Source organism: Anabaena azotica SJ-1, from assembly GCF_047275885.1.
Classification (GTDB): Bacteria; Cyanobacteriota; Cyanobacteriia; order Cyanobacteriales; family Nostocaceae; genus Trichormus_B; species Trichormus_B azotica_A.
Map to the genome: position 1 here is coordinate 5,142,403 of NZ_CP178454.1, position 24,080 is coordinate 5,166,482.

Annotated in this window: 21 protein-coding genes, 1 tRNA gene and 1 pseudogene; 20 read left to right on the forward strand and 3 right to left on the reverse strand. The window is 36.6% G+C overall.

Annotated elements, in window-relative coordinates; all coding sequences use genetic code 11:
- The first annotated feature begins 72 nt into the window (after positions 1 to 72).
- Complete coding sequence (locus ACLLO5_RS22265) at positions 73 to 846, forward strand: S-layer homology domain-containing protein (protein ID WP_413172673.1); 774 nt, start codon at positions 73 to 75, stop codon at positions 844 to 846.
- Between the two features lie 74 nt (positions 847 to 920).
- Positions 921 to 2,873: a WG repeat-containing protein gene (locus ACLLO5_RS22270; protein WP_413172674.1), complete on the forward strand. Its 1,953-nt coding sequence runs from the start codon at positions 921 to 923 to the stop codon at positions 2,871 to 2,873.
- 68 nt (positions 2,874 to 2,941) lie between these two features.
- Here ACLLO5_RS22270 and ACLLO5_RS22275 read toward each other — a convergent pair.
- Positions 2,942 to 3,013: transfer RNA gene (locus tag ACLLO5_RS22275), tRNA-Thr, on the reverse strand.
- Between the two features lie 252 nt (positions 3,014 to 3,265).
- Between ACLLO5_RS22275 and argF the strand changes: the two genes are divergently transcribed.
- The 6 genes from argF to ACLLO5_RS22305 all read left to right on the forward strand — a co-directional run bounded on the left by argF (position 3,266) and on the right by ACLLO5_RS22305 (position 9,395).
- Positions 3,266 to 4,186 (forward strand): ornithine carbamoyltransferase, encoded by a 921-nt coding sequence (gene argF / locus ACLLO5_RS22280; RefSeq protein ID WP_413172675.1) that lies wholly within the window; start codon positions 3,266 to 3,268, stop codon positions 4,184 to 4,186.
- Positions 4,187 to 4,357: 171 nt separating this feature from the next.
- Positions 4,358 to 4,960 carry a transcriptional repressor LexA gene (gene lexA, locus ACLLO5_RS22285; protein ID WP_413172677.1) on the forward strand — a complete coding sequence of 201 codons (603 nt, stop codon included), beginning with the start codon at positions 4,358 to 4,360 and terminating at the stop codon, positions 4,958 to 4,960.
- A gap of 159 nt (positions 4,961 to 5,119) precedes the next feature.
- Entirely contained in the window at positions 5,120 to 6,601 is a 1,482-nt protein-coding gene (locus tag ACLLO5_RS22290; protein ID WP_413172678.1) for a DNA phosphorothioation system restriction enzyme, read from the forward strand.
- A 279-nt stretch (positions 6,602 to 6,880) separates the two neighbouring features.
- Positions 6,881 to 7,054, forward strand: a complete 174-nt coding sequence (locus tag ACLLO5_RS22295) for a hypothetical protein (protein WP_413172680.1) — start codon at positions 6,881 to 6,883, stop codon at positions 7,052 to 7,054.
- On the forward strand, positions 7,051 to 9,126 hold the full coding sequence (locus tag ACLLO5_RS22300) for an AAA family ATPase (protein ID WP_413172681.1): 2,076 nt from the start codon (positions 7,051 to 7,053) through the stop codon (positions 9,124 to 9,126). The genes ACLLO5_RS22295 and ACLLO5_RS22300 overlap by 4 nt, the downstream gene beginning before the upstream one ends.
- A 5-nt stretch (positions 9,127 to 9,131) precedes the next feature.
- The gene (locus ACLLO5_RS22305; protein WP_413172682.1) at positions 9,132 to 9,395 is read left to right on the forward strand and encodes a hypothetical protein; all 264 of its coding nucleotides are present in this window, start codon (positions 9,132 to 9,134) and stop codon (positions 9,393 to 9,395) included.
- A 264-nt stretch (positions 9,396 to 9,659) separates the two neighbouring features.
- On the opposite strand, the gene ACLLO5_RS22310 is transcribed toward ACLLO5_RS22305, so the two are convergent.
- Positions 9,660 to 10,793, reverse strand: coding sequence for an ISAs1 family transposase (locus tag ACLLO5_RS22310; protein ID WP_413172683.1), 1,134 nt, complete (start codon positions 10,791 to 10,793; stop codon positions 9,660 to 9,662).
- Positions 10,794 to 10,973: 180 nt separating this feature from the next.
- Here ACLLO5_RS22310 and ACLLO5_RS22315 point away from each other — a divergent pair, with 180 nt between their 5' ends.
- From ACLLO5_RS22315 to ACLLO5_RS22335, 5 genes and pseudogenes are all read left to right on the forward strand, one after another.
- Entirely contained in the window at positions 10,974 to 11,393 is a 420-nt protein-coding gene (locus tag ACLLO5_RS22315; RefSeq protein WP_413172685.1) for a Uma2 family endonuclease, read from the forward strand.
- 38 nt (positions 11,394 to 11,431) lie between these two features.
- The gene (locus ACLLO5_RS22320) at positions 11,432 to 13,324 is read left to right on the forward strand and encodes a DUF3370 family protein (RefSeq protein WP_413172687.1); all 1,893 of its coding nucleotides are present in this window, start codon (positions 11,432 to 11,434) and stop codon (positions 13,322 to 13,324) included.
- 76 nt (positions 13,325 to 13,400) lie between these two features.
- Positions 13,401 to 13,956 (forward strand): annotated as a pseudogene (locus ACLLO5_RS22325) (Uma2 family endonuclease).
- An 88-nt stretch (positions 13,957 to 14,044) separates the two neighbouring features.
- A complete protein-coding gene (locus ACLLO5_RS22330) occupies positions 14,045 to 14,515 on the forward strand; it encodes a DNA phosphorothioation-associated protein 4 (protein WP_413172688.1) in 471 nt (156 codons plus the stop codon).
- A gap of 29 nt (positions 14,516 to 14,544) precedes the next feature.
- The gene (locus tag ACLLO5_RS22335) at positions 14,545 to 15,483 is read left to right on the forward strand and encodes an HNH endonuclease (RefSeq protein WP_413172689.1); all 939 of its coding nucleotides are present in this window, start codon (positions 14,545 to 14,547) and stop codon (positions 15,481 to 15,483) included.
- Here ACLLO5_RS22335 and ACLLO5_RS22340 read toward each other — a convergent pair whose 3' ends face one another.
- The gene (locus ACLLO5_RS22340; protein ID WP_413172690.1) at positions 15,484 to 17,082 is read right to left on the reverse strand and encodes a DGQHR domain-containing protein; all 1,599 of its coding nucleotides are present in this window, start codon (positions 17,080 to 17,082) and stop codon (positions 15,484 to 15,486) included.
- Positions 17,083 to 17,263: 181 nt separating this feature from the next.
- Here ACLLO5_RS22340 and dndC point away from each other — a divergent pair, with 181 nt between their 5' ends.
- The 7 genes from dndC (at position 17,264) to ACLLO5_RS22375 (ending at position 24,075) form a co-directional block, all read left to right on the forward strand.
- Complete coding sequence (dndC, locus tag ACLLO5_RS22345) at positions 17,264 to 18,868, forward strand: DNA phosphorothioation system sulfurtransferase DndC (RefSeq protein ID WP_413172691.1); 1,605 nt, start codon at positions 17,264 to 17,266, stop codon at positions 18,866 to 18,868.
- Between the two features lie 144 nt (positions 18,869 to 19,012).
- Positions 19,013 to 21,001, forward strand: coding sequence for a DNA sulfur modification protein DndD (gene dndD, locus ACLLO5_RS22350; RefSeq protein WP_413172692.1), 1,989 nt, complete (start codon positions 19,013 to 19,015; stop codon positions 20,999 to 21,001).
- Between the two features lie 50 nt (positions 21,002 to 21,051).
- Positions 21,052 to 21,330 carry a hypothetical protein gene (locus tag ACLLO5_RS22355; RefSeq protein ID WP_413172693.1) on the forward strand — a complete coding sequence of 93 codons (279 nt, stop codon included), beginning with the start codon at positions 21,052 to 21,054 and terminating at the stop codon, positions 21,328 to 21,330.
- A 2-nt stretch (positions 21,331 to 21,332) separates the two neighbouring features.
- The gene (locus tag ACLLO5_RS22360) at positions 21,333 to 21,776 is read left to right on the forward strand and encodes an HNH endonuclease (protein WP_413172695.1); all 444 of its coding nucleotides are present in this window, start codon (positions 21,333 to 21,335) and stop codon (positions 21,774 to 21,776) included.
- 132 nt (positions 21,777 to 21,908) lie between these two features.
- Positions 21,909 to 22,304 (forward strand): DNA sulfur modification protein DndE, encoded by a 396-nt coding sequence (gene dndE, locus ACLLO5_RS22365; RefSeq protein ID WP_413172696.1) that lies wholly within the window; start codon positions 21,909 to 21,911, stop codon positions 22,302 to 22,304.
- Positions 22,305 to 22,399: 95 nt separating this feature from the next.
- Entirely contained in the window at positions 22,400 to 23,689 is a 1,290-nt protein-coding gene (locus tag ACLLO5_RS22370; RefSeq protein ID WP_413172697.1) for an AmpG family muropeptide MFS transporter, read from the forward strand.
- Positions 23,674 to 24,075, forward strand: coding sequence for an ABC transporter permease (locus ACLLO5_RS22375; RefSeq protein WP_413172698.1), 402 nt, complete (start codon positions 23,674 to 23,676; stop codon positions 24,073 to 24,075). Before ACLLO5_RS22370 ends, ACLLO5_RS22375 begins: the two co-directional genes overlap by 16 nt.
- Positions 24,076 to 24,080 lie beyond the last annotated feature (5 nt).

Sequence of the window (24,080 nt, forward strand, 5' to 3'; positions counted from 1 at the left end):
CTTTTCCCAATAAAAGCTCAAGTTTTCTGCTATTAACTATAAATATCAAGTTTAGGTAGCATCAAGTTTGATATGTTAAACGAGTCCATTTTTTCAGATATTCAGAACCATTGGGCAAAAACATCTATTCTTGCGGCTGGGGAGCGTAATATACTCAAAGGCTATCCTGATGGTACTTTTCGTCCTGATGCATCTGTGACTCGTGCGGAATTTGCGGCGATTATTTACACAGCTTTACCAAAACAATCATCATCTCGTCCTGGGATTAATTTCATAGATGTACCGGCTAATCATTGGGCAGCTAAGGCGATCGCTTCAGCATATCAAACAAATTATCTGTCTGGCTATCCCAATCGTGCTTTCAAACCCAGTCAATCAATTCCCCGCGTCCAAGCTTTAACGGCTTTAGCTTCAGGGTTAGGTTATGGGATAAAAGGAGATGCGATCGCTACTTTAAAAAAATATTATACTGACTTTGGGCAAATTCCCAGTTATGCTATGAATGCGATCGCAGCCGCAACGCAACAAGGTATAGTTGTTAACTACCCTGATATCAGACGCTTACAACCCAATACAAACGCCACTAGAGGCGAAATTGCAGCACTTATTTGTCGAGTTCTGAAAATTCCTACCATCTCTTCTCAATATATTCCTGGTATAGAATTATTTGTAATTCCTCCACAATTTGACGCAGCCGATCCTTTTGGCTCAGAATTAGCACGAGTACAAAAAGATAACAAATGGGGTTATATCGACAAAACCGGAAAATTTATCATTCCGCCAAAATTTGATGAAGCACATTCTTTCTCAGCCGGATTAGCAATAGTCAGAGAAAATACAGCATGAAGAAGGCAGAAGGCAGGAATCAAAATTCCCTTCTGCCTTTCTTGATAAATTAATCAAGTATAGAATCTAAAATTATGGAAATTCGCGGCGTTTGGATCACCACAACCAATAGTACAGTCTTAAACGAAAGAAAAAATATTGCCGAGGCGATGAAATTACTCGCCAAAACTGGATTTAATGTTGTATTTCCTGTTGTTTGGAATAACGGCACAACTAACTATCCTAGCCAAGTAATGAAAGAAAAATTTGGCATAGAAATAAAAGACCTAAAAGAATTTAAAGACAGAGATCCTTTAAGAGAAGTAATAGAAGAAGCCAAAAAAGTTGATATTGCCGTTATCCCTTGGCTTGAATATGGCTTTAAGAGTTCCTATGGACAAAAAGGGGGGAAAATTCTGGAAAAGAAACCAGAATGGGCAGCCCTGGGTTTTGATCGTCAATTCCTGGTTATAAATGGTTTTTATTGGTTAAATTCTCTTGATAGCGAAGTGCAAGACTTTCTATTAAGTCTATTCTTAGAAATCATCAACAAATATGGTGACGGAATTGTCGGTATTCAAGGAGACGATAACTTTCTCGCTTTACCAATGGAAGGAGGTTATGATGACAAAACTATTAAACGCTATCAAGATGTGTTTAATGAACTACCACCAAAACCACCAGAAAGAAGAAGTCCTCAAGAACCGCGAGATCCACAATGGCAAAATCCGCAATGGAAACAATGGGTGCGGTGGCGGGCTGATATTCTTTCCCATTTTTTAAACAGCTTCTACCGAAAAATAATTAAAGTCAATCCAGAATTAATTATTTCTTTATCTCCCAGTATTTATCCTTGGGGTTATGAAAACTATCTGCAAGATTCCCAAACTTGGGTTGATTTGGGGTTAGTCGATTTAATTCATCCCCAAGTATACAGAGAAAAAATTGAAGATTATAAAAATGAGATCAATAGAATCAAAACAACTCAATTTAATCAACAACAATCATCTCAACTGATTCCTGGTGTACTGCTGAATAAAAAAGGAACATATTTGATTAAACCACAAGATTTAATCGAAGTCGTTAAATATAATCGTGATGCTGGTATTCAAGGAGAAGCCCTGTTTTTCTATGAAGGTTTGCGAGAAAAAGATCCAAATAATAATAACATTACTCTAGCTGATATTCTCCAATCAAGTGTTTATTCAGAATATCCTGGTAAATTTGACCCTAAAGAAATTAAAAAGAATACTTTTACCCAGCGAAGAATCAATAATTATACCTATTTAAATATATCTCAAACTCAAGAAACTAACCCCCAAATTCCATTGCATTTATTTGATTGGATTGAGCCATTTTCCGAAGATATAGCAGCCGTTAAAATTGGTTATAAATGGGGTTACATTGATAAAACAGGTAAACTCATTAGTCGTGTTGAATATGATAGTGCTGCACCTTTTACAGAAGGATTAGCTATAGTCAACATTAATAACAAATATGGCTATATTGATAAAACTGGCAAACGCATAACTGACTTAAAATTTGATGATGCTTTATCCTTTTCCCAAGGTATGGCAGCCGTGAAAACGGGTAATCAATGGGGATATATTGAACCAACAGGTAAATTCATTATTCCTAGTATTATTTCTCCTACATTTATCTTTGATGATGCTAAATCCTTTTCTGAGGAATTAGCAGCCATCAAAATATCGAATAAATGGGGATATATTGATAAATTAGGTCAAGCTATAATTCCATTTCAATTCGATGATGCTGGAAAGTTTGCCCAAGGGTTTGCATCAGTTAAAGTTGCTAATCAATGGGGATATATTGATAAATACGGCAATTTTTTAATTAAACCACAATTTGAGGAAGTCGATATTTTTGCAGAAGAATTAGCACCAGCTAAAATCACAGGTAAATGGGGATATATTAATCTATTTGGTGAGTTTATAATTCCACCTAACTTCGATTTTGCAAAACCTTTTTCGGAAGGCTTGGCATTGGTTAATGTGGCTGGTAAATGGGGATATATTCGCAAACCTTAATGGTACAAGACCCCGGATTTATCCGTGGAATCAGTCCAAAATTCGGATGACGCAGGAATCACAAACAAAGCCAGCAGCGGGATTTGAACTCGCGACCTTCCGATTACAAGTCGGATGCACTACCACTGTGCTATGCTGGCGTATTGCTGAATGCCTTAAAACACTCAACGATTAATAATCATAGCATAAATAAATAATTTGTCTAGGGGTTAAAGAAAAAAATTTCCCAATGCCCAAGACCCCATGCGTAAGTTCTCATCAAATATCATTCCCAAGGTGACTATAGTCCTGTAGATCACGGTAAAAATATTTGGTACAGTTTTAAGTCTGTATTCCTGTTGACGCGGCTGAGTAAAAATACAGAAAAACATTATTATTTACAAATCATCAGCATGGCAGCATTGATCGGACGAGATTTATTAGGTCTGGCGGATCTTAGTTCCACAGAACTGCAAGAACTTCTAGAAATGGCGACTCAACTGAAGTCACAACAGTTAAAGTTGCATTGTAATAAGGTTTTGGGTTTATTGTTCTCCAAGGCATCTACTCGGACACGAGTAAGTTTTACGGTAGCAATGTATCAGCTTGGTGGACAGGTTATTGATCTCAATCCTAATGTGACGCAAGTAAGTAGGGGAGAACCTGTACAAGATACGGCTAGGGTATTGGATCGTTATTTGGATATTCTCGCAATTCGCACTTTTGCCCAGCAAGAGTTAGAAATTTTTGCCAATTATGCCAAAATTCCTGTAATTAATGCTTTGACCGATTTAGAACATCCCTGTCAGGTGTTGGCTGATTTACAGACGATTCAAGAATGTTTTGGGACTTTGGCTGGTTTAACTTTAACTTATGTGGGTGATGGCAATAATGTAGCTAATTCCCTGATGCTGGGTTGTGCTTTGGCAGGAATGAATGTGCGGGTTGCTTTTCCTTCGGGATATGCACCTGATGCGGAAATTGTGGAAAAAGCTAGGGCGATTGCTAATAATAAAACAGAAGTTGTTCTCACCCATGACCCCAAAGCAGCCGCAGAAGGCGCACACATTCTCTATACTGATGTTTGGGCAAGTATGGGGCAAGAAGCAGAAGCTGATAACCGTTTACCAATTTTCCAACCTTATCAAATTTCTCAACAATTATTAGGTCTTGCCGATCCACAGGCGATCGTTTTACACTGTCTACCAGCCCATCGCGGTGAAGAAATTACAGAGGAAGTAATCGAAGGTTCTCAATCAAAGGTTTGGGATCAGGCAGAAAATAGATTACACGCTCAAAAGGCTTTACTGGCTAGTATTTTAGGGGCAGAATAATAGTATTGGTAGTGGGTAATGGGTAATGGGTAATCAATTTTATTTTTCCCAATCACCAATTACCTATCACCCATCACTAATTACCATTAATCTTTAATTGAATCTTGTTAATAAAGGATTTTTGTAGTACAAATGCTCTAGGGACATTTATAATTACTTCCCAATAAAGTTATGGAAAAACTAACTGAAGCTCAACAGGAATTGTACGAATGGTTGGCAGAATATATCCGAGTTAATCAGTATTCTCCCTCAATTCGCCAAATGATGCAAGCGATGAATCTGAAATCGCCGGCACCAATTCAAAGCCGCTTGGAACATTTACGCAACAAGGGATATATTGACTGGAATGAAGGTAAGGCGCGAACGATTCGGGTTTTACGTCAAACAAAGCAAGGTGTGCCGATTTTAGGCACTATTGCAGCGGGTGGTTTGATTGAACCCTTTACAGATGCGGTGGAACATTTAGACTTTTCTAATTTATCATTACCTGCCCATAGCTATGCTTTACGGGTGGCTGGGGATAGCATGATTGAGGATTTAATTGCTGATGGTGATGTGGTGTTTTTGCGTCCAGTAGCTGAACCCAATCATTTAAAAAATGGCACTATTGTTGCTGCTAGGGTGGAGGGACATGGCACAACGTTAAAACGTTTTTATCGTCAGGAAGATATGGTAACTCTCAAACCTGCTAATCCTAAGTATCAACCGATAGAAGTACCTGCTATGCAGGTAGAGGTGCAAGGTTCTTTGGTGGGTGTTTGGCGGGGGGTATAATTAAGGTGACAGTGAACAGGTGACAGGTGACAGATGGAAGAGATAAGAGGAAAAAGATCATACAAAATTCCTCTTTACTGTCACTTCTCAACTACCACATTCTTGACTGTTACTTGTTAACTACCATTTTCTTCACTGTCACCTATCACCTGTCACCTTATGTATATAACGCGAAAACCAGTGCAGAAATCGCCGTTGTTCTCTCTCAAGTTGCCGTTTGTGAGGGAGAATAGCGGCAGTTACCACGTTAAGCCAGCATCACCAGGATGTCCAAAAATGCCTGTATCTCTGCAATTGCGGGGATATCAACGTCAAGCTATTACTAGCTGGTTTGCTAATAATGGTAGGGGAACGCTAAAAATGGCTACTGGTAGTGGTAAGACGATTACTTCACTGGCGATCGCTTGCGAGTTGTATCATCAGATCAGTTTACAGGTCTTGTTGGTGGTGTGTCCTTACCGTCATCTTGTCAGCCAATGGGCAAGGGAATGTGAGAAATTTAATTTACAACCGATTTTAGCTTTTGAGAATTTACGTAATTGGCAGAGTCAACTTTCAACGCAAATTTATAATCTGCGTTCTAATTCTCAAAGTTTTGTGACGGTAATTACCACCAACTCGACTTTAATTAGTGATGGATTTCAGTCGCAACTGAAATATTTTCCGCCAAAAACCCTAATTATTGGGGATGAGGCACATAATTTAGGCGCACCTAAATTAGAGGAAAGTTTACCCAGAAATGTGGGGTTGCGACTGGCTTTATCTGCGACACCGGAAAGATACTTTGATGATGGTGGTACACAATCTTTATTTGATTATTTCGGAGTTGTTTTACAACCTGAGTTTAATTTGCAGGATGCGATCGCACAAGGAGCTTTGGTACACTATCTCTATTATCCAATTCTCGTGGAGTTGACCGAGGCAGAAAGTCTTGCTTATTTAAAGTTAACCAAAAAAATTGGGCGTTCTCTTCAGTATCGAGAACGGGAAAATGGCGATGTTGGAGATTTTGAAGACAACGAAGATATTAAATCTCTATTAATGCAACGTGCTAGGCTAATCGGTACAGCAGAAAATAAATTAACAGCTTTGCGAGAATTAATGGCAACTCGCAGGGATACTACCCATACTCTATTTTATTGTAGTGATGGTTCTCCAGAAACTGGACATCATTCATCTCTGCGTCAACTCAAAGCTGTGGCGAAAATTTTGGGTGTAGATTTGGGTTACAAAATTAGCACCTATACTACACACACTTCTTTACAAGAAAGAGAAAAGTTACGTTGTCAATTTGAAAGTGGAGAATTACAAGGTTTAGTTGCGATTCGTTGTTTAGATGAAGGTGTGGATATTCCTGCTATTCAAACTGCGGTAATTTTATCAAGTTCGGGCAATCCTCGTCAATTTATCCAACGTCGTGGCAGAGTTTTACGTCCTCATCCTGGTAAGGAAAGAGCGACGATTTTTGATATGATTGTTTTACCTCCAGATTTGGATAGGGAAACTATTGAGGTGGAAAGGAATTTGTTAAAAAGGGAATTACGGCGTTTTGTGGAATTTGCTGATTTAGCTGATAATTCTGGGGAAGCCAGGATGAAGTTATTGGCTTTGCAAAAAAGGTATGGGTTGTTGGATATTTGAACCACAGATAACTGTAGATGTTTTATTGGCGGGGCAAAAAATTCTGAAAAAGTATTGCTAAAAGCTGTCAAATGGTATATATTAAATACAATAGAGTATAAATAAATTTTTTACTTAGGCACGCATTCCCATTATAAAAATATCATACCTAACACCGCAAGTCAACTCCTTTTAACCCCAAAAAAAAAGATTTTTTTTCAAAATTCGACGTAAATTTACAGTTGTATTCATAGTATCAGAACTGGTTAAAATAGGATAAAAATCTATTGCCGTATTGAGATGATACCAGAATCAAATATTGAAGATGTACAAGAACCAATTAACAGCGCACCACCAGAAGTAAAACAAATAATTGAAAAAGTATGGAGATTAGAGAAAAGCAGATTAGATAGAAAAAGCAAAGGACATATTAATGATGATATTTTAATAATTGTCAAGGAAGCAGTGCAATGAAGCTAACTTCCATTAAACTATGTAATTTTCGCTCATTTTATGGAAAAACACCAGAAATCGCTTTAGCTGGTGGAGACGTTCGCAATACTACCATGATTTATGGGAGTAACGGAGCAGGTAAAACTAGTTTCTTGAATGCTTTTACCTGGGTATTATACGAAAAATTCAGTGCTGCGTTTGCTTCCACAGAACAGTTAGTCAATAAAAGAGCGATCGCAGAATCTCAACCAGGAGATCCTGTAGAATGTTCAGTAGAAGTTGGTTGGGAACATGAAAATATCCGCTACCGTGCTAAACGTGGTTGTCGGGTTTATAAAAATCAAAGTGATTTTATTGAAGCTGGTAAAACTCAGTTAACCATGTGGTTAGCTGGAGATGATGGTCAATGGAAAATTCCCAATCAATTACCAGAAGAAATTATTACTCAGATTTTACCAGCAAGTTTACATCAATATTTTTTCTTTGACGGTGAACGCATTGAAGAAATTGTTCGTTCTGATAACAAAGCGGAAATTGCAGAAGCAATTAGAACATTTTTAGGTGTGGAAGTCATTGAACTTTCTGTTAGACATCTCAAAGATGCTAAAAAATCTTTAGAAACTGAGTTAAAACACATTGGTGACGCAGAAACTAAACAGTTATTGACTCAGAAAGAAAAGCTAGAACTGGAAATTGCCACCATTGATAAGCGTCAAAGCGAAATCAATCAAGATTTGGAATGTCAACAGACATTCAAAAAAGAAGTCACTAATAAATTACGAGAATTGAGTGTTGTTAAGGAATTACAGGAAAGAAAGCAAAACTTAGAATCTCAAAGAGACAGTTTACGGGAGGAATTGAAAAAAGCGCGGGAAACTTTGAAAAAAGTTATTTCCGCACGGGGTTATACTGTTCTTTTGTCAGAAACAACCACTAAATTTCGGGAAATATTCACAGATTTAAAACAACGCGGTGAATTAACAGCAGGAATTTCACGGGAATTTGTCAATGACTTACTCAATACTGGAAGATGTATTTGTGGTGCAGATTTAAAAGAAGGAACACATACCCATTTTCATGTCAAAAACTTAATGAAAAAAGCAGGTTCTTCGACAGTGGAAGAAACCGCAATTAGAATGAGCGCACAAGTTGACGAAATTGACAAACAAGCACGTGCTTTTTGGGAAGAAGCAGATAGAGAACAAGCACGAATTCAACAATTAAGGGAAAATTTAAATCAAGTCGAACTGGAATTAGATAGTATTCAAGAACAACTGCGAAAAAATCCCCATGAAGAAATTAGTAGTTTACAAAAACGTTTAGATGTAATTGAAGCCACGGTTGATGAATTAAATCGAGAACAAGGTGCAAATCAACAGGAAATTTCTCACCTCAAAACAGATATTGATGCTTTAATCAAACAAATATCTAAGCAAAAACAAAATGAAGAAAAGCAATCTTTAGCACAGCGACGTATTAACGCTACTCAAGATGCAATTGACCGTTTATCGGAAGTTAAAAACCGTCAAGAAAACCAGTTTCGTCTGCAATTAGAACAGCGAGTACAGGAAATTTTCTCGGATATGTCTTTTACTCCCTACATTCCCAAAATTAGCGAAAAGTATGAATTGAGTTTAGTTGAAAACACTACGGGAATAGAAGCACCAGTCGCAGCTTCCACAGGAGAAAATCAAATTCTCAGCTTATCTTTTATCGCTAGTATTATAGACAAGGTGCGAGACTGGAGTGAAAAGCGGAAAATGATGATGCTTCCTGATAGTAGCACTTTTCCCATTGTTATGGATTCTCCTTTTGGAAGTTTAGATGCTAATTCCCGTCGTCATATTGCTAAAACTATTCCTAAATTAGCAAATCAGTTAATTGTCTTGGTGACTCAAACCCAATGGAGGGTAGAAGTTGAGGAGGAAATTGCTGAGAAAATTGGTAAAGAATATGTGTTGGTTTATTATTCTTCTAAACCTAATTGTCAGCAAGATGATATTCAGTTGGGTAGAGAAAGATATTCTTTGGTAAGACAGAGTTTAAATGGTTTTGAATATACTGAAATTGTTGAAGTGGAAAGAGAGAGGTAGGTTTCATGGTTATTGCTAATTTACCGAATATCGTCACAGATACCTGGTTCAACGTAAATTGGGATGAATTTATGGAAATTGCTGAACATCCTGATTATCAGCAAGGAAGATTTTATTACTATCAGAATTACATGAAGATTGAAATGTCACCAGTTGCTTCAATTCATGGAAATACTAATAATGTTGTTGCAAATGTTGTAAATTTTTATGCGACATTGAAAAACATTAAAATTAAAGGCTGGGTAAATACCCAGGGGAAACGCATCTAAATTATATTGACAAAATGTCATATTAGTGTATCTAGACAGAGAAAAACATAATAATGGAATTGAAATGCTGATTAAGTCCTTTATTAATATCCTAAGATTTTAATAAATTTAGAGTAATTAGTTATTTTCAATAATGAGTTAATTTTGTTCATTTCTATATATTAATTGTCTGAATATCTAGATTTTTGACATCACAAATCTAGATTCTTTTGAGAATCTGGTGAGAATAAATTATTTATGTTTATCTAAATATTCTGATTTTTATCAGATACATTCTAAAATCTTCTCTAAATATTCATTATCCCATCCTGCACAAATCTGCTTATTTTTAATTCCTAGTTTTTGGCTTTTTTCTTTTCTTACTGCATTTACTGCTATATGACGTAGAACGGCAAAATTTTGTGGTGCATTATCCTTTCTTATTCTACAATCATCTTCTCTCAACGCTACATCCAAGACCCAATGTAATGAGTTTTCTATACCCCAATGGCTTCTCACTGATTCTCCTAATAATTTCGCATTATCTGTCAAACTACTAATATAATAACGGGTTTCAACTTTTGTTTTTCCATTGACTTTTCGTATATATTCTACCATTCCTACACTTTGAAGGTTTATCCATTTTTTGCCTGTATCTATTCTTTCTTGAATGTCTGATAACATCAGATAATGACGTATTTCTTCTCTTCCATGTTCGTCTTGCTTTGTATGAAAATCACTACATTTGAATCCCTCAAACCCTTTGGTTATAGCCTCTTTGAAAATTTCTTCTACGTTTTTATATAAATTACCTTGATTCTTTTTTAGTGCAATAACATATTCACCTGATTTATCTACAATTGATTTTACTATCTCTTTTTGACACCCCATTGCATCAATTGTTACTATACATCCGGCTATATCTAATACTTTGATTAATTCTGGTATTGCTGTTATTTCATTTGATTTTTCATCTACCTTACATTGTCCTAATACTAGACGATTAGTGGTTGCCCATGCACTCACCATGTGAATAGCACCTTTATCCTTTCCTTTATCATATGAATGCCTTAACGTTTTACCGTCTATTGCTATTACTTCTCCCTGGGTAATTTTATTTATTGATTTTATCCAACTCAAAAAACTATTCTGTAATTGTTGTGGGTCTATTCTCGCAAATACTCTGGCAAATGTATCATGGGAGGGAATTCCATTTGGTAGTTCTAAAAATTGTTTTAGCCATTTTTCTTTCTTTTTTCCATAAGTCTCCATCAATACCCAACTATCTGCTCCACATATTACTGCACAAATCGCAATGGTGACTATATCAATTAATTTATGCTTTTTTGTCCGTTCAACTCTTTTATCTTCTAAATCTTTAAAGTGATCTACTATTGTGATTTTTGGTGATAGCTTCATTTTCGGGTTTTTTCTCTTTGAATTAAAAAGAGAATACCACTTCACCCCATTTTATTGATTCTTCTATAAACGAAATTTACCATCAAATTTTTTCATATGTGTTTATTGACTTGATACCAACTTACTAGTGTTACCCTTTTTTTGTATTCACATAAGTTACATTTTGTCAAAATAAATTAGATGCGTTTCCCCTGGGTAAATACCAGTTTTCGGAGAACAAGTCTAGGGGAATGTCAACCTGATTTGGCTTTTTATATTGGTGATAAGGTGAATTTTCCACCTTTGAATAATTCTCCTGTCAATATTAATGAGTTAGCAGCACCAACTTTGGTTGTAGAAATTGCGGCTTCTTCTGTAAATGATGATTTAGGGTTTAAGCGGTTACTTTATGAAAGATTGGGTGTAAAGGAATATTGGGTGATGGATGCTAATAATAATGATATTATTGCTTTTGAAATATCTGATGGTGGAAGTAGAAAAATTGAGGAATCAAACGTTTTACCTGGTTTAAATATAGCTACTGTCAAGGAAGCTATTCAACGTAGTCTAACTCAAGATGATGGGGAAGTTAATCGTTGGTTGTTGGGAATTTTTAGTTGATATATCTTACGCAAAGTCACAAAGGACGCAAAAAAATAATGTTATTTAGAAACTCTTTATTGGTTGTTAGTTTATGTTTTTTACCTTCTCCAGTTTTGGCTTTTTCTGATACTCAAAGCTATTGGGGTAAAGATTGTATTCAACAATTAGGAGAAAGGAAGTTACTAACTGGTTATCCTGATGGTAGTTTTCGTCCTAATTCAACTGTTACTCGCGCAGAAGCAGCGGTTTTAATGTTAAATGCTTTTCCGAATGCAGCCATAAAACGCGATTCTGTAATATTTAAGGATGTACCTAACAATTATTGGGGATATAAAGCAATTAATACTGCTTATCAAAAAGGGTTTTTTTCTGGTTATCCCGGTAATCTTTTTCAGCCTAATCTAGCCATTCCGAGAGCGCAAATTATTGGTGTTGTTGCTGGTGGGAAAAATTATAGTTCTGTATCTAATTCAGCGCAGATATTACAACGTTATTTTGAAGATGCTAATTTAATTCCTAATTATGCTCAAAATTCTATAGCTGCGGGAACTATTAATAGTATTGTTGTTAATTATCCTGATGTCAAAAAGTTAAAACCTCAAGATACTGCTACTAGAGGTGAAGTTGCTGCTTTAATGTGTCGAGCGTTAAATATTTACGCTGTCCCTCCTCAATATATTGCTGGTGTGGAAGTTCAACCGCAAGAGGTACGCGCTTTACCAGGAAAACTTGATTCTATTCCTACTTTTAATAGTAATAGTCCTGAACTTGTTGATACTGATGGAATTTTACTTTCAACTTTTTCACCAGTAGGGAAAAAAAGCCAAGAAGCGCATTTAAATTATCCCTTTCAAGGGAGATTTGATGTATTTTCTCATCATATTGTCAGAGCAGAAACTACATCCCAAAATCGTACTGTTTATCAAGGTATAATTGTTTATAATCCAGGAAAAGAAGCGGTAACATTGCAAGTTTTACAAGCTGCTAGTTACCTTTCACAGGAAGCACCGTTTATTAATCTGCCGGATATGGTGGATAATGCCCAAAGTACGGTTTATGCTGGTCCCGGTAGTCGGACTATGAATGATGTGTTACGAGGGGTTAAGCAAAAGATATTTCCTGATAAATTGGTGATAAAACCAGGGGAAAGTCAAATTTTAGCTAATTTACCAATTGGGGTTCAAGCACCTTTTTCCAATGGTCGCACGGTAATGATGCGGTTGAATAGCGATCGCCCCATCTTTATGGCAAACTTAGCTATGAGAAGCCAAACTCCCCCAACTCTAACACAATGGCTACAACTTTTAGATACAGGCAATTTAGCAGGAAAGCGTGACCCTATCCCCACTCCTCTAGACCCTCCCAGAGAACCAACAGTATTTAGTCGCGTTGCTGGTGTCTCCCAAGGGACAAAATGGGAAGCGAGAATTACAGACAATCCAAACGCACCTCATTTGAGTTTACCCCAGCCAGGAAAGGCTTTTTCCTATGCTTTAGGAACGGTTCATTTAATTACACTCAGCACAGGACAAATACAAAGTGCTGAAATGTTAAAACGCTATAATGATACGGCTTATTTTGCCCATAGTAACTACGGTGTAGAATATAATCTGACCTTACCTTTATATAATTCTAGCAATCAAAATCGCACCATATCCGTATCAATTCAAACACCTGTTAAAGATGAAGGTGGAACAGATAGACTATTATTTTTGAAACCACAGGTAGAACAAATATTTTTCCGGGGAACTGTGCGGGTGCGTTATACCGATGATAATAGAGGAGAAAAGACCCGCTATATCCATTTAGTACAGCGTCGGGGACAACCAGGGGAAGCTTTAGTCAGGTTGAATTTAGCACCGGGTGAAAAAAGACAAGTTCAAGTAGATTTTTTGTATCCTCCTGATTCTACTCCTCCCCAAGTTTTGACAGTGAAAACGGAAGGATAAGTTCAATAGGTTGGGTTGACGCAAGGAAACCCAACATTATTAATTTTTTTAACGCGAAATCAGGAGTTAAAAAGTTATGGTTGCTAGTTCAGATAGAAGTTATATGAGTCCTCTGGAGTATTTAGAGTGGGAGGAACAGCAAGATATTAAATATGAATATATCAGAAGTTTTTGCTATGACTGCGGGAACTATTCCCCATACTACTATTGCTTTAAATTTAGCTTCTGCGTTCAAAAATCATTTGCGTGGAAGTAAATGCCGTCCTTTTATGGCAGATGCTAAAGTGGGTATATCTGAAAATAGTATGTTTCATTATCCTGATGTCATGGTAAGTTGTGATGAACGGGATAAACAAGCAATTAAGTTTATTCAATATCCTTGTTTAATTGTTGAAGTGCTTTCTCCGAGTACGGAAGCTTATGACAGGGGGGGTAAGTTTCAGCAATATAGACGGATTAAATCTTTGCAAGAATATGTTTTGATTAGTGCGGATAAAATCGGTTTGGATTGTTTTCGCTTAAATGAGAAGGGTTTATGGGAGTTACATCCTTTTGTTGAGGGTGATAAAGTACATTTAACAAGTGTGGATTTTAGATTTCCTCTTTCTCTGGTTTATGAAGATGTTTTTTGATTTTTTATCTCGCAGAGAAGAGCGCAAAATTGTGGTATTAATAAATTAGCTTTGGTTTAAAATTTTTAGGGTGTAAATACTTGGTATTATGGCTGCAAATAGAATCAAAATTGCTCAAGATAAGGCTGAGTTGGTGAAATCTTTATTAGCTTCTAAAGACACACCCGGACCTTTCCAGACTTATGTGGAGGTAATGATATTTGCGGCGGCATTAGGAGTAAAGTATAAAAAAAGTGTTCCTTTAGGAGACACCACAAAAAGAGATCCTTCTCCAATTCCACAGGAAAATTTTTCTTCATTGGGTTATGAAAAAATCATAAAATTATTAGGAATTGTTGAAACAAGTGATATACAAATACTTGCTTCTAGAGAAGATGAATATGAAGATAAACGTACTCAAATATTTGAAGAATATGCTAATGGAGGACTAGAAATATTGCAAAATGAATTGCGTGGAATTGTTGATTATTCTCTACAACTTCTATTAATTTTAATGAATGCGAAAGATTATCAAGATAACAAAATAGAAGAAGAGATTTATTTAAATAAATTTTATTAAAAATTCATTTTTTTATAAGGTATTTGATCATGAACAATCTTCATTTTTATTGCGAAAAATTTTCTAAGCTAAAAGTAAGTAATAGTCGGAAACGCGGTAATGCTCAATATAAACCGATATTGCTTTTAACTGTAATTGATTTGATTATGAGAGCAATTATTACTAATAATCAAATTCTAGTTTCAGATGAATTGATTCAAACTTTTAATAAATATTGGAATGTAATTGGCTCGCAATCGTATCAAGGCGGTTTACACTATCCATTTTTTCATTTGCAAAATGAAGGCTTTTGGCATTTGCAAATTAAAACAGGTTTTAATAATTTACAGCCAAAAACAACTAACAAATTAAAAGAGGCTGTTGAATATGCTTATCTAGACAGTGAATTATTTAACTATTTACAAGAAGAATCTTCTCGCAAGGAATTAATAGATTCCCTTGTAGCGGCTTTTTTCTCTGATAATGAAAATCAACTTGAGGAATTTTTACAAATTAATCAAACTTTTCAAGAGTATCCAGACGTAGAAAAGCTAGATGATACTGATGATTTAGTTAATAGCCCTCAATGGAGTTTAAAAAAAACACTGATTAGAAATGCTTTTTTTAGGAAAGCGGTTGTTTCTGTATATGATTATAAATGCGCTTTTTGTGGATTAGTAGTTACTAAAAATATTACTCAAAATATTGTTGATGGCGCACATATCAAGCCATTTGCCGCATTTTATGACAGCAGAATACATAACGGAATAGCACTTTGTAAAAATCATCATTGGGCTTTTGATAGAGGTTGGTTTGCGGTTGATGATAAATACAAAATAATTGTTAGTAAAGAATTAGAAGAAGTATCTCCCCATGCTAGAACAATGACAGAATTTCATGGAGAAATACTCATATTACCTAAAGTAGAGAAATATTTTCCAGATATTGAAGCTTTGCAATGGCATCGTCACCATATATTCCAGCCATAATTATAAAATAACTGGCAGTCCTACATCTTGCGGTTTTACCAACTTACCATCAAAACCTATAGTTTGTTCTTCAATAGTCCTCGCATTAGCTAAAGCTTTACGTAAAGCAGTAACTTCCATTTTTTCCGTCATTCCTCCCAACATATAAATTAATAACTTCACCGCTAAATCTTTTCCTGCTACCTGTACCCGCTTCTTATTTGGGTCATAGAGAACCCCATACCATAAAGATTGAGGATATTCCATACCGCTAAAACCACCTTGACGGTCAAATTTCTCCAACTTCTTAAAAATATCCGTCAAAGCAAAACCTTTTTTAAACACCAAAGTTCCCAAAGCTTGCGCTAAAGCAACTTGAGAAACCGGACGAAATAACATATTTCCCTCACCTCCGTCTTTCTCAAAATTAAAACGACGCAAAACAGTTGTATCCTCGTGTTCCAATACTTTATAACTGGGAAGATTAGCTAAATTATCAAAAAGTAGTTTAAAATCTGCAATTCCTTCCTGAATTTCTTCATTTTCTGGACGCATAGGAATTAAACCTTTTTCTAAAGGCTTCCAGTGGGGGAACTTTTGCCCCAAATATCTTTCCGACATATCTTGTAAAGCTTGCAGCGTCGTCAACACTGTAGAATTAGCAGCTACTGTGGCACTATTCCAATTAACACGAGGATTTCGATTTGGTTTTTGTTCTAAAAGTGGATGTGTAACGGCAATTTTTCGCGCTACAATAGCAAAACCATCATCTTCATTTAATTGTGCTAACTGACCTTTAGTTAAAGGTGCAGCCATTAAATTGACATGAACAAAAATTGACCTTACCCGTCGTTTTGCTTCTGTATGAGTTTCCCCAGTATTCACCGCACAAATAAATTCAATTCCAATCTTTTCTTGTCGTAAATTTTGTAAATAAGCAGGTTCTACTTGATATTTATCAATCAAATCAGATAGAGTAATAAAACTATCATCAGCAGTTTTATCTTTTTTATAACGTTGGAGTTTACCAGATTTAATTAACTCCATTAAACCCTGTACACCCATTAATCTATGCTGACCATCTAAAGCATAAATTGTCACATTTTCTTCAGAAATATTCAGTAAACCGACTTTACCATCTTTATCTAAAGGTAGAAAATCAGTAGTAGCTTTTTTAGCCCGTCCTTGACTATCCCACTCCGCTGCTTTGGGGTTATCTACCCAAGGTTGATTAATTACCACCAACACAGCGGGAAATTTATGGTTTTTTCTCGCTGCTAAATACTGTACTAACGGTGCTTGACGCGACCAATCAATAGGACGTTGTTGAATCTCATCAATACTATCAGCATCAATTTCAATATTCTCTGTCTCTGGGTTGTACTTTTTTTGCAGCAGGGGTAAACCAGACGCAAAATGTACCCGTCCCGCAAACCATTCCAATGTCACAGAACCTATATAAGCTTCAGTACCACCCATTTCGGTCTTTTGAACAAGAATTTGGTCTTTTTTCTCTAAAAACCTCTCTAGCAGTAAAGCTAATACCTGTTTATCGTTATTTTCCCGTTCTAAATACTCGTTAGCGAGTTGATTATTTAGTGCTTTTGTACTATCATTCATGTTAATTTTTAAAAACTTAGTAACTGAATCTTGCTTTATTATCCAAAAAAATAGATACTAGTAAGGCAATTTTTAAAAATAATTTGCACTTATAGTTAGGTTTATTTATATACCAGATAATTCCATTTCCCCCGCAGGGAAGCATTAACTTTATGTCCATGTATCCACAAAGTAGGAAAAAATGACTACAGCACAACAACCAGAAAGTAAAAATCAGCCGAATCGTACTGTAGCAGAGTTAGTGGAGTATATCCAAGTTCTCTCTACAGAAATTCAAGAATTGTATTGTTTAGACCAAATACCCTGGGTAGTAGGCTATTCGGGTGGGAAAGACAGCACCGCTACGTTACAGCTTATTTGGAATGCGATTTCTGAACTCCCACCAGAAAAAAGAACTAAGCCAATTCATGTAATTACAACAGATACAGGGGTAGAAAATCCCTATGTCTCTGCTTGGGTAAAAAATTCCTTAAAACAAATGGAATTAGCTGCTCAAGATCAAAAAATGCCGATACAACCTCATTTACTGCAACCTGAAACTAAACAAACATATTGGGCGGGTTTAATTGGTAAAGGCTACCCAGCACCGCGCAATAAATTCCGCTGGTGTACCGGACGACTAAAAATTGATCCTTCTAATCTTTTTATTCGTGAAGTTGTGAGAGCTAATGGTGAAACAATAGTTATCTTAGGAACTCGCAAAACTGAAAGCATAACTCGCGGTTTGATTATGACAAAACGTGAAGTAGGTCGAGTAAGAGAACGCCTTTGTCCTCATCCTAATTTAATAAATTCTCTTCTTTACACACCTATTGAAGATTGGCGTACTGATGAAGTTTGGCTATATTTAATGCAATTTTCAAACCCTTGGGGATATAGCAATAAAGATTTATTTTCTATGTATAGAGGTGCAACAGCAGATAATGAATGTCCTTTAGTTGTTGATACTTCTACTCCTAGCTGTGGTAGTTCTCGTTTTGGTTGCTGGGTTTGCACATTGGTTAATAGTGATAAATCTATGCAAGCGATGATTCAAAACGATGAAGAGAAAGAATGGTTACAACCATTAGTAGATTTTCGTGGTGAATTAGATGTTGAGCGTGACCGAGAAAAAAGAGATTTTCGTCGTTTACGGGGGGAAGTGCAATTATTTGAACGTAATGTAGACGGTGGAACATCTGTTGAACCCATACCGGGTCCATATACAAAATATTGGCGAGAATATTGGCTAAGAAAATTATTAACAGCGCAAACAGAAATGCGTCAAAATGCGCCAGAAAATATGCGCGATATTACCCTAATTTCTCAAGCAGAATTGAGTGAAATTCGCCGGATATGGTTAGAAGAAAAACACGAATTTGATGATAGCTTACCCCGCATATACGAAGAAGTCACAGGAGAAGTATTTAAAGATCCCCGTCCTGGTGCTGACCAAAGCATCCTGGGAAGTGATGAATGGGGAGTATTAGAAGAAATCTGTGACGGTGACGGAATGCACCTAGAATTGATGGCCAGACTATTAGATACAGAAAGGCAATTTAAGAAAAAAACCCGCCGTGTCGGTATCTACGAAAGCCTAGAAAAATGCTTTGATACAAGTTCCCGTTCTCCAGAAGCAGCTATTAGCAACGCCCATTTAAAACGGGATTTACGACAAGCAGCATTAGAAGGTGATGTTGCCACAATTCGGGAAAAATTCAAGCAATTAAGTTTAGGAGATGCACCTGAAAAGGAAGAGAGTAAACCACAAACTTGGGCTAATTTTAAATATGCAAGAAAGGAATAAAGAATCCTCGTCCCTACCCTCTGGTTGGGAATTTAAATCTTGAGGTTCTACCTTATCTAATTATAACAGAGGCAGAGCCTCTTGAAAGCATTCCCTGTCAGAGCCAGGGAACGAGATTATTAATCGAAAATCCAAAATTGTATTATGATATTCCTCGAATTAGTCCTGCAAAACTTTGGTCCTTATGCTGGAAAACAGGTCATCAATCTTGACCCGAAAATTGATGAAGATAACATCCGCCCAATTATCCTTTTTGGAGGAATGAATGGTGGTGGAAAAACTACTCTAATGGATGCTATTCGTCTGGCTTTATACGGACAACGCGCCCAATGTTCAACTCGCGGAAATCTCAGTTATCCTGATTTTTTAAATCAATGTGTAAATAGTAAGGCTAACCCTACAGAAAAAACCAGAATTGAATTAGTTTTTGAACATATTGAAGATGATAAACCGATTAGATATCGTGTTGTGAGAACTTGGGAAAAAAATCCTAAAGATGGTAAAGACCATTTGGGAATTTTAGGTGATGATGAAACTTGGCCGATTGATTCGTTGGTGAATATATGGGATGAATATATAGAAAATATTTTACCTTTAGGTATTTCTAATTTATTTCTTTTTGATGGTGAACAAGTTAAAGAACTTGCAGAACAAGAAATACCACCACCGATAGTTGTTGATGCTATTAATGGACTTTTGGGTTTAGAATTAGCAGATAAATTAGCAGTTGATTTAGAAATTCTAGTAAATCGTAAAAAACGAGAATTAGCAGATAGTAAAGATTTAGCTAAATTAGAAGAAATTGAAACTAAATTACAGGAAAAACAGCAAGAATATGAAAGTAAGCAGAAAACACTAGAAAATCTCCATCTTGAAGTTGATATTCTAGAAGAAATTCAGGAAGAGGCTTTAGATAAATTTGTTAATGAAGGTGGTAAAATTGCTGCTGAACGTAGCCAATTAGAACGAGAAAAGGAAGATAAAATCAAAGCTGGTAATAATATCCGTGAATCTTTATGTGAGTTAGCATCTGATGTTTTACCTTTGGCGTTAATTAGTCCTTTATTATCTCAAGTTCAACGACAGGGAGAAAAAGAACTTAAAAGCCAACAAATCCAATTAGCTAAAGATGTTTTAATTGCTAGAGATGAAAGATTAATTAATTGGTTGCAACAATTAAATTTGGAGACTAATAAAGTTAATAATATTCAATCTTTTTTAGCTGAGGATATCAATAATTTATATACAAATAATGTCTCAACAGAAAATACTTGGTTAAATGGAGATGAAGAAAGTTTAAGTTTGCTTGACAATATAACTTATCGTTTGCAATCTGCCCAAAAGACAGCCCAAAAACAATTAGATGAATTAAATAGTTATGAAGAAGAAGTTCTAACTTTAGAAAGACAAGTACAAACTGCGGCTGCACCGGAAGAATATACAAAGTTGCAAAAAGCGGTCAAAGAGGCACAAAACGAGTTTAATAAAATTAAATCTCAGTCTGAAATAATGAATCAGAAATTGATAGAATTAGATACGGAAATAAAGAAATTGAAGCAAGAATTAAATGAATACACTGTAGAAAATCTTAAATATCAAAATAGTGAACATATTATTGATTCTGCTGCAAGAGTACAAGCAACATTAAAGGTGTTTAGAGAAAGATTAACGTTGAGAAAACTGAATAAATTAGAAGAGGAAGTAAAAAACTGTTTTCTGTATTTATTGCATAAGTCAGATTTAGTACATCGTATTGCTATTGATGCTAAAACCTTCGGCTTATCTTTATATGATTTAAATGGTAAACAAGTTCCTAAACATCGTCTTTCAGCGGGAGAAAAGCAACTATTAGCGATCGCATTTTTGTGGGGATTAGCCAAAGTATCAGGAAAACGCTTACCAGTGGCCATTGACACACCACTGGGAAGACTCGACTCCTCCCACCGTAACAACCTAGTAGAAAGATACTTCCCCTCAGCCAGTCATCAAGTTATCCTCCTTTCTACTGACACCGAAATCGGTAAAAAAGAATATCAAAACCTCCAAGAAACCGAAGCCATAGCCCGCGAATATCTGCTCAAATACGACTCCAGCAAACGCGAAACCACCATCAAACCCGGTTATTTTTGGTAATTTGTTTCATGTCAATATAAAATCATCAATAGCACCTTATAACCTTGACTATGACAATACCACTGTTACCAACACTGCACACCTTACCTGCTACCCTACCCCTAGAAGGTGCCATCAGAATTGAACTACAAGAAGGAACACCTATCTTTCGCGCTTCTAGTAGCGTACAAAATCGTATTGAAATATTACTCTTAAAACAACAAGATTCTCAACTTACAACTGAAGAAGAACAAGAATTAGATAGCTATGAAGAAATAGACGATTATCTAAGTTTCCTTAATCGTATAGTCCGAAACATTGACCAAAATCAAAATACTACAATAAAATAAAAGTGGTCAGTAGAAAAATTAACAATTCAATTCAGCAACAAGTACGCCAGCGAGCATTAGAATTATGTGAATATTGCCACGCATCAGAAAAATGGCAGTATGTACTATTCACAGTAGATCATATTATTCCGTTAAGCAAGAACGGTCAAGATACTATAGATAACTTAGCTTTAGCCTGTTTTCATTGTAACCGCAGAAAATCCAATCATATAACAGGAATAGATCCTGATTCTGGTAATCAAGTTGCATTATTTAACCCTAGAAAAAGTTTGTGGAATGAACATTTTATCTGGTCAATAGATGGATTAATAATTATTGGTGTGACACCTACCGGAAAAGCAACCATAGCAACACTAGATTTAAATAGAGAAAGAATTATCAATATTCGTGCTGCTGATAAAGCTATTAATCGTCATCCACCTTCAGAAGATGCAATTGAAAAATAGATATTCCAGATACCCAACTTCTTAAAGAAATTGGGTATCTCAACCTCAAAAACTCTTACTCTCTGTGTCCTCTGCGCCTCTGCGGTATGCGCTGCACGCACGCTACGCGAACGTTAAATCAAAAAATTATTTATGGAATCACCAATAGAAAGAATAAAACTTTCTCAAACAGCCAAAGAACAACTTCTTAAACTCAAACGCAGCACCAAAATTGACCAATGGAATATATTATGTCGGTGGGCGTTTTGTCGTTCCCTAGCAGAAATAGCCCCGCCTTCACCTGTACCTATTCCCCAAGATAGCAACGTTGAAATGACATGGCGCGTCTTTGGTGGTGAAATGTCCGATATCTTGCTTTTAGCCCTGAAACAACGCTGCTACAACGACGGCTTAGATACAGATAGAGAAACCTTAATTACGCAATTTCGCTTACATTTACATCGTGGTATTGGCTATCTAGCAGGAGATCAGAATATCAAGAAAATTGAAGATTTAATAGCGATCGCTACAAACAAAGTACAATCCTGATTTTGCAAGGTTAATTGGCGTGTAGGCAGGAAAATACATAGCCAATATGGCAAGATAACTGCAACTCTCTTCAGTGAGAAGGAAATTTAAACTAAATGAATCCAATCAAATCTCTACTGCAAGTTTTCGGTAGCCGGAAGATGGCAGCCTTGATACTACTCGGTTTTTCATCTGGGTTGCCCTTGTTTTTGACCAGCAAGACCTTACAAGCTTGGATGACAGTTGAAAACGTCGATTTAACAGCCATCGGCTTATTTAGCCTTGTAGGTGTACCATACTCCTTAAAATTTCTCTGGTCGCCTTTGTTAGACTGGTTTACATTGCCATTTTTGGGAAGACGACGGGGTTGGTTAATCGCAATTCAAATTGGGTTACTAATAGCGATCGCTTGCATGGCACTGCAACAGCCCAAACAAGCCCTACAACTGTTAGCCATCAACGCCGTGGCGATCGCATTCCTCAGCGCCACCCAAGACATCGCCGCTGATGCTTACCGCACCGACATTCTTGAACAACTAGAAATGGGCGCAGGTGCAGCAGTATTCGTCTTAGGATATCGTATCGCCCTACTACTTACAGGCTCCTTAGCCTTAATTCTCGCCGATATCATCCCCTGGTCTTCCGTATACTTATTAATGGCAGTCGGCATGGCACTAGGCATAATTGCCACCCTCTTTGCACCAGAACCCAAAGAAATCAGCCCACCAGAATCCTTAAGCGCAGCCGTCATACTCCCCTTTCAGGAATTTATTCAACGTCAAGGAGTAATTCAAGCCATACTAACTCTGTTGTTTATAGTCCTCTATAAACTCGGCGATTCCTTTGTCAACAATATGTCCACCCCATTTTTACTACAAACAGGCTTCACCCAAACCGACATTGGCGCAATTCAAGGCGGCATGGGATTGATAGCCACCATCGTCGGCACACTGGCAGGTGGCGCATTTTTGAGTAAAATTGGACTGAATCGCTCGCTTTGGTTATTTGGTGCCTTGCAAGCAGTCAGCAACTTAGCTTACCTTTTACTTGCACAAGTTGGTAAAAACTATCAGGTTCTCCTACTGACAATTAACATAGAAAACTTTTGTGCTGGCTTAGGAACAGCAGCCTTTGTTGCCTTTTTAATGAATATGTGTAATCAGCGTTATTCCGCAACTCAATATGCTTTACTTTCTAGTTTTATGGCCGTAAGTCGTGATATTCTAGTTGCGCCAGCAGGTTCCTTAGCAAAAAGCACAGGTTGGCCTTTATTTTTTGTCATTAGTATCGTTGCTGCTATACCCGGACTACTCCTATTACCATTATTTGCCCCTTGGAATACCAAGCCAATGACAGCAACAAGACCAGGACTTGAAGAAGAAGAGGATATATGGGGAACCAAGTAGTAATTATTGTCGGTACATTCGTCCTCGTTGTCACAGGTCTATTACTGGGTTACGTACTCTCCCAGTTAGTTCTAGGATATCTTACCTTTAACCTCCTCACCCTCCTGGGAACAATTAGCCTAGTCTTAATTTTCGGCACACTCTACTACGTTTTATTTTGGCAGTTACGACGAGAACCATCACAGCCATTTAAAGGCAACATACCTAACCAAGCAGACGAAGAAATCACAGGTAACTACCTGAAAAATCGGCTGATTGCTAGATTATCCGGTGACGTTGCCGCAGCCGAAAGATTAATAGAACAAGCCAAGCAGAATTATCCCGGAATGCCAGAAAATTGGTATTGTGAGAGAGTCCTGGATGATTTAGATCGTGATCAGCGTTAACCTTG

Excerpts from the sequence above, each read along its gene's own strand:
- ACLLO5_RS22320 (WP_413172687.1), top strand. The coding sequence starts at position 11,432 with ATGTTATTTAGAAACTCTTTATTGGTTGTTAGTTTATGTTTTTTACCT.
- lexA (WP_413172677.1), top strand. The coding sequence starts at position 4,358 with ATGGAAAAACTAACTGAAGCTCAACAGGAATTGTACGAATGGTTGGCA.
- ACLLO5_RS22335 (WP_413172689.1), top strand. The coding sequence starts at position 14,545 with ATGAACAATCTTCATTTTTATTGCGAAAAATTTTCTAAGCTAAAAGTA.
- ACLLO5_RS22270 (WP_413172674.1), top strand. The coding sequence starts at position 921 with ATGGAAATTCGCGGCGTTTGGATCACCACAACCAATAGTACAGTCTTA.
- ACLLO5_RS22300 (WP_413172681.1), top strand. The coding sequence starts at position 7,051 with ATGAAGCTAACTTCCATTAAACTATGTAATTTTCGCTCATTTTATGGA.
- ACLLO5_RS22370 (WP_413172697.1), top strand. The coding sequence starts at position 22,400 with ATGAATCCAATCAAATCTCTACTGCAAGTTTTCGGTAGCCGGAAGATG.
- dndD (WP_413172692.1), top strand. The coding sequence starts at position 19,013 with ATGATATTCCTCGAATTAGTCCTGCAAAACTTTGGTCCTTATGCTGGA.
- ACLLO5_RS22355 (WP_413172693.1), top strand. The coding sequence starts at position 21,052 with ATGACAATACCACTGTTACCAACACTGCACACCTTACCTGCTACCCTA.
- ACLLO5_RS22340 (WP_413172690.1), bottom strand. The coding sequence starts at position 17,082 with ATGAATGATAGTACAAAAGCACTAAATAATCAACTCGCTAACGAGTAT.
- dndE (WP_413172696.1), top strand. The coding sequence starts at position 21,909 with ATGGAATCACCAATAGAAAGAATAAAACTTTCTCAAACAGCCAAAGAA.
- ACLLO5_RS22315 (WP_413172685.1), top strand. The coding sequence starts at position 10,974 with ATGCGTTTCCCCTGGGTAAATACCAGTTTTCGGAGAACAAGTCTAGGG.
- ACLLO5_RS22265 (WP_413172673.1), top strand. The coding sequence starts at position 73 with ATGTTAAACGAGTCCATTTTTTCAGATATTCAGAACCATTGGGCAAAA.
- ACLLO5_RS22330 (WP_413172688.1), top strand. The coding sequence starts at position 14,045 with ATGGCTGCAAATAGAATCAAAATTGCTCAAGATAAGGCTGAGTTGGTG.
- dndC (WP_413172691.1), top strand. The coding sequence starts at position 17,264 with ATGACTACAGCACAACAACCAGAAAGTAAAAATCAGCCGAATCGTACT.
- ACLLO5_RS22295 (WP_413172680.1), top strand. The coding sequence starts at position 6,881 with ATGATACCAGAATCAAATATTGAAGATGTACAAGAACCAATTAACAGC.
- ACLLO5_RS22305 (WP_413172682.1), top strand. The coding sequence starts at position 9,132 with ATGGTTATTGCTAATTTACCGAATATCGTCACAGATACCTGGTTCAAC.
- ACLLO5_RS22375 (WP_413172698.1), top strand. The coding sequence starts at position 23,674 with ATGGGGAACCAAGTAGTAATTATTGTCGGTACATTCGTCCTCGTTGTC.
- ACLLO5_RS22310 (WP_413172683.1), bottom strand. The coding sequence starts at position 10,793 with ATGAAGCTATCACCAAAAATCACAATAGTAGATCACTTTAAAGATTTA.
- ACLLO5_RS22290 (WP_413172678.1), top strand. The coding sequence starts at position 5,120 with ATGTATATAACGCGAAAACCAGTGCAGAAATCGCCGTTGTTCTCTCTC.
- argF (WP_413172675.1), top strand. The coding sequence starts at position 3,266 with ATGGCAGCATTGATCGGACGAGATTTATTAGGTCTGGCGGATCTTAGT.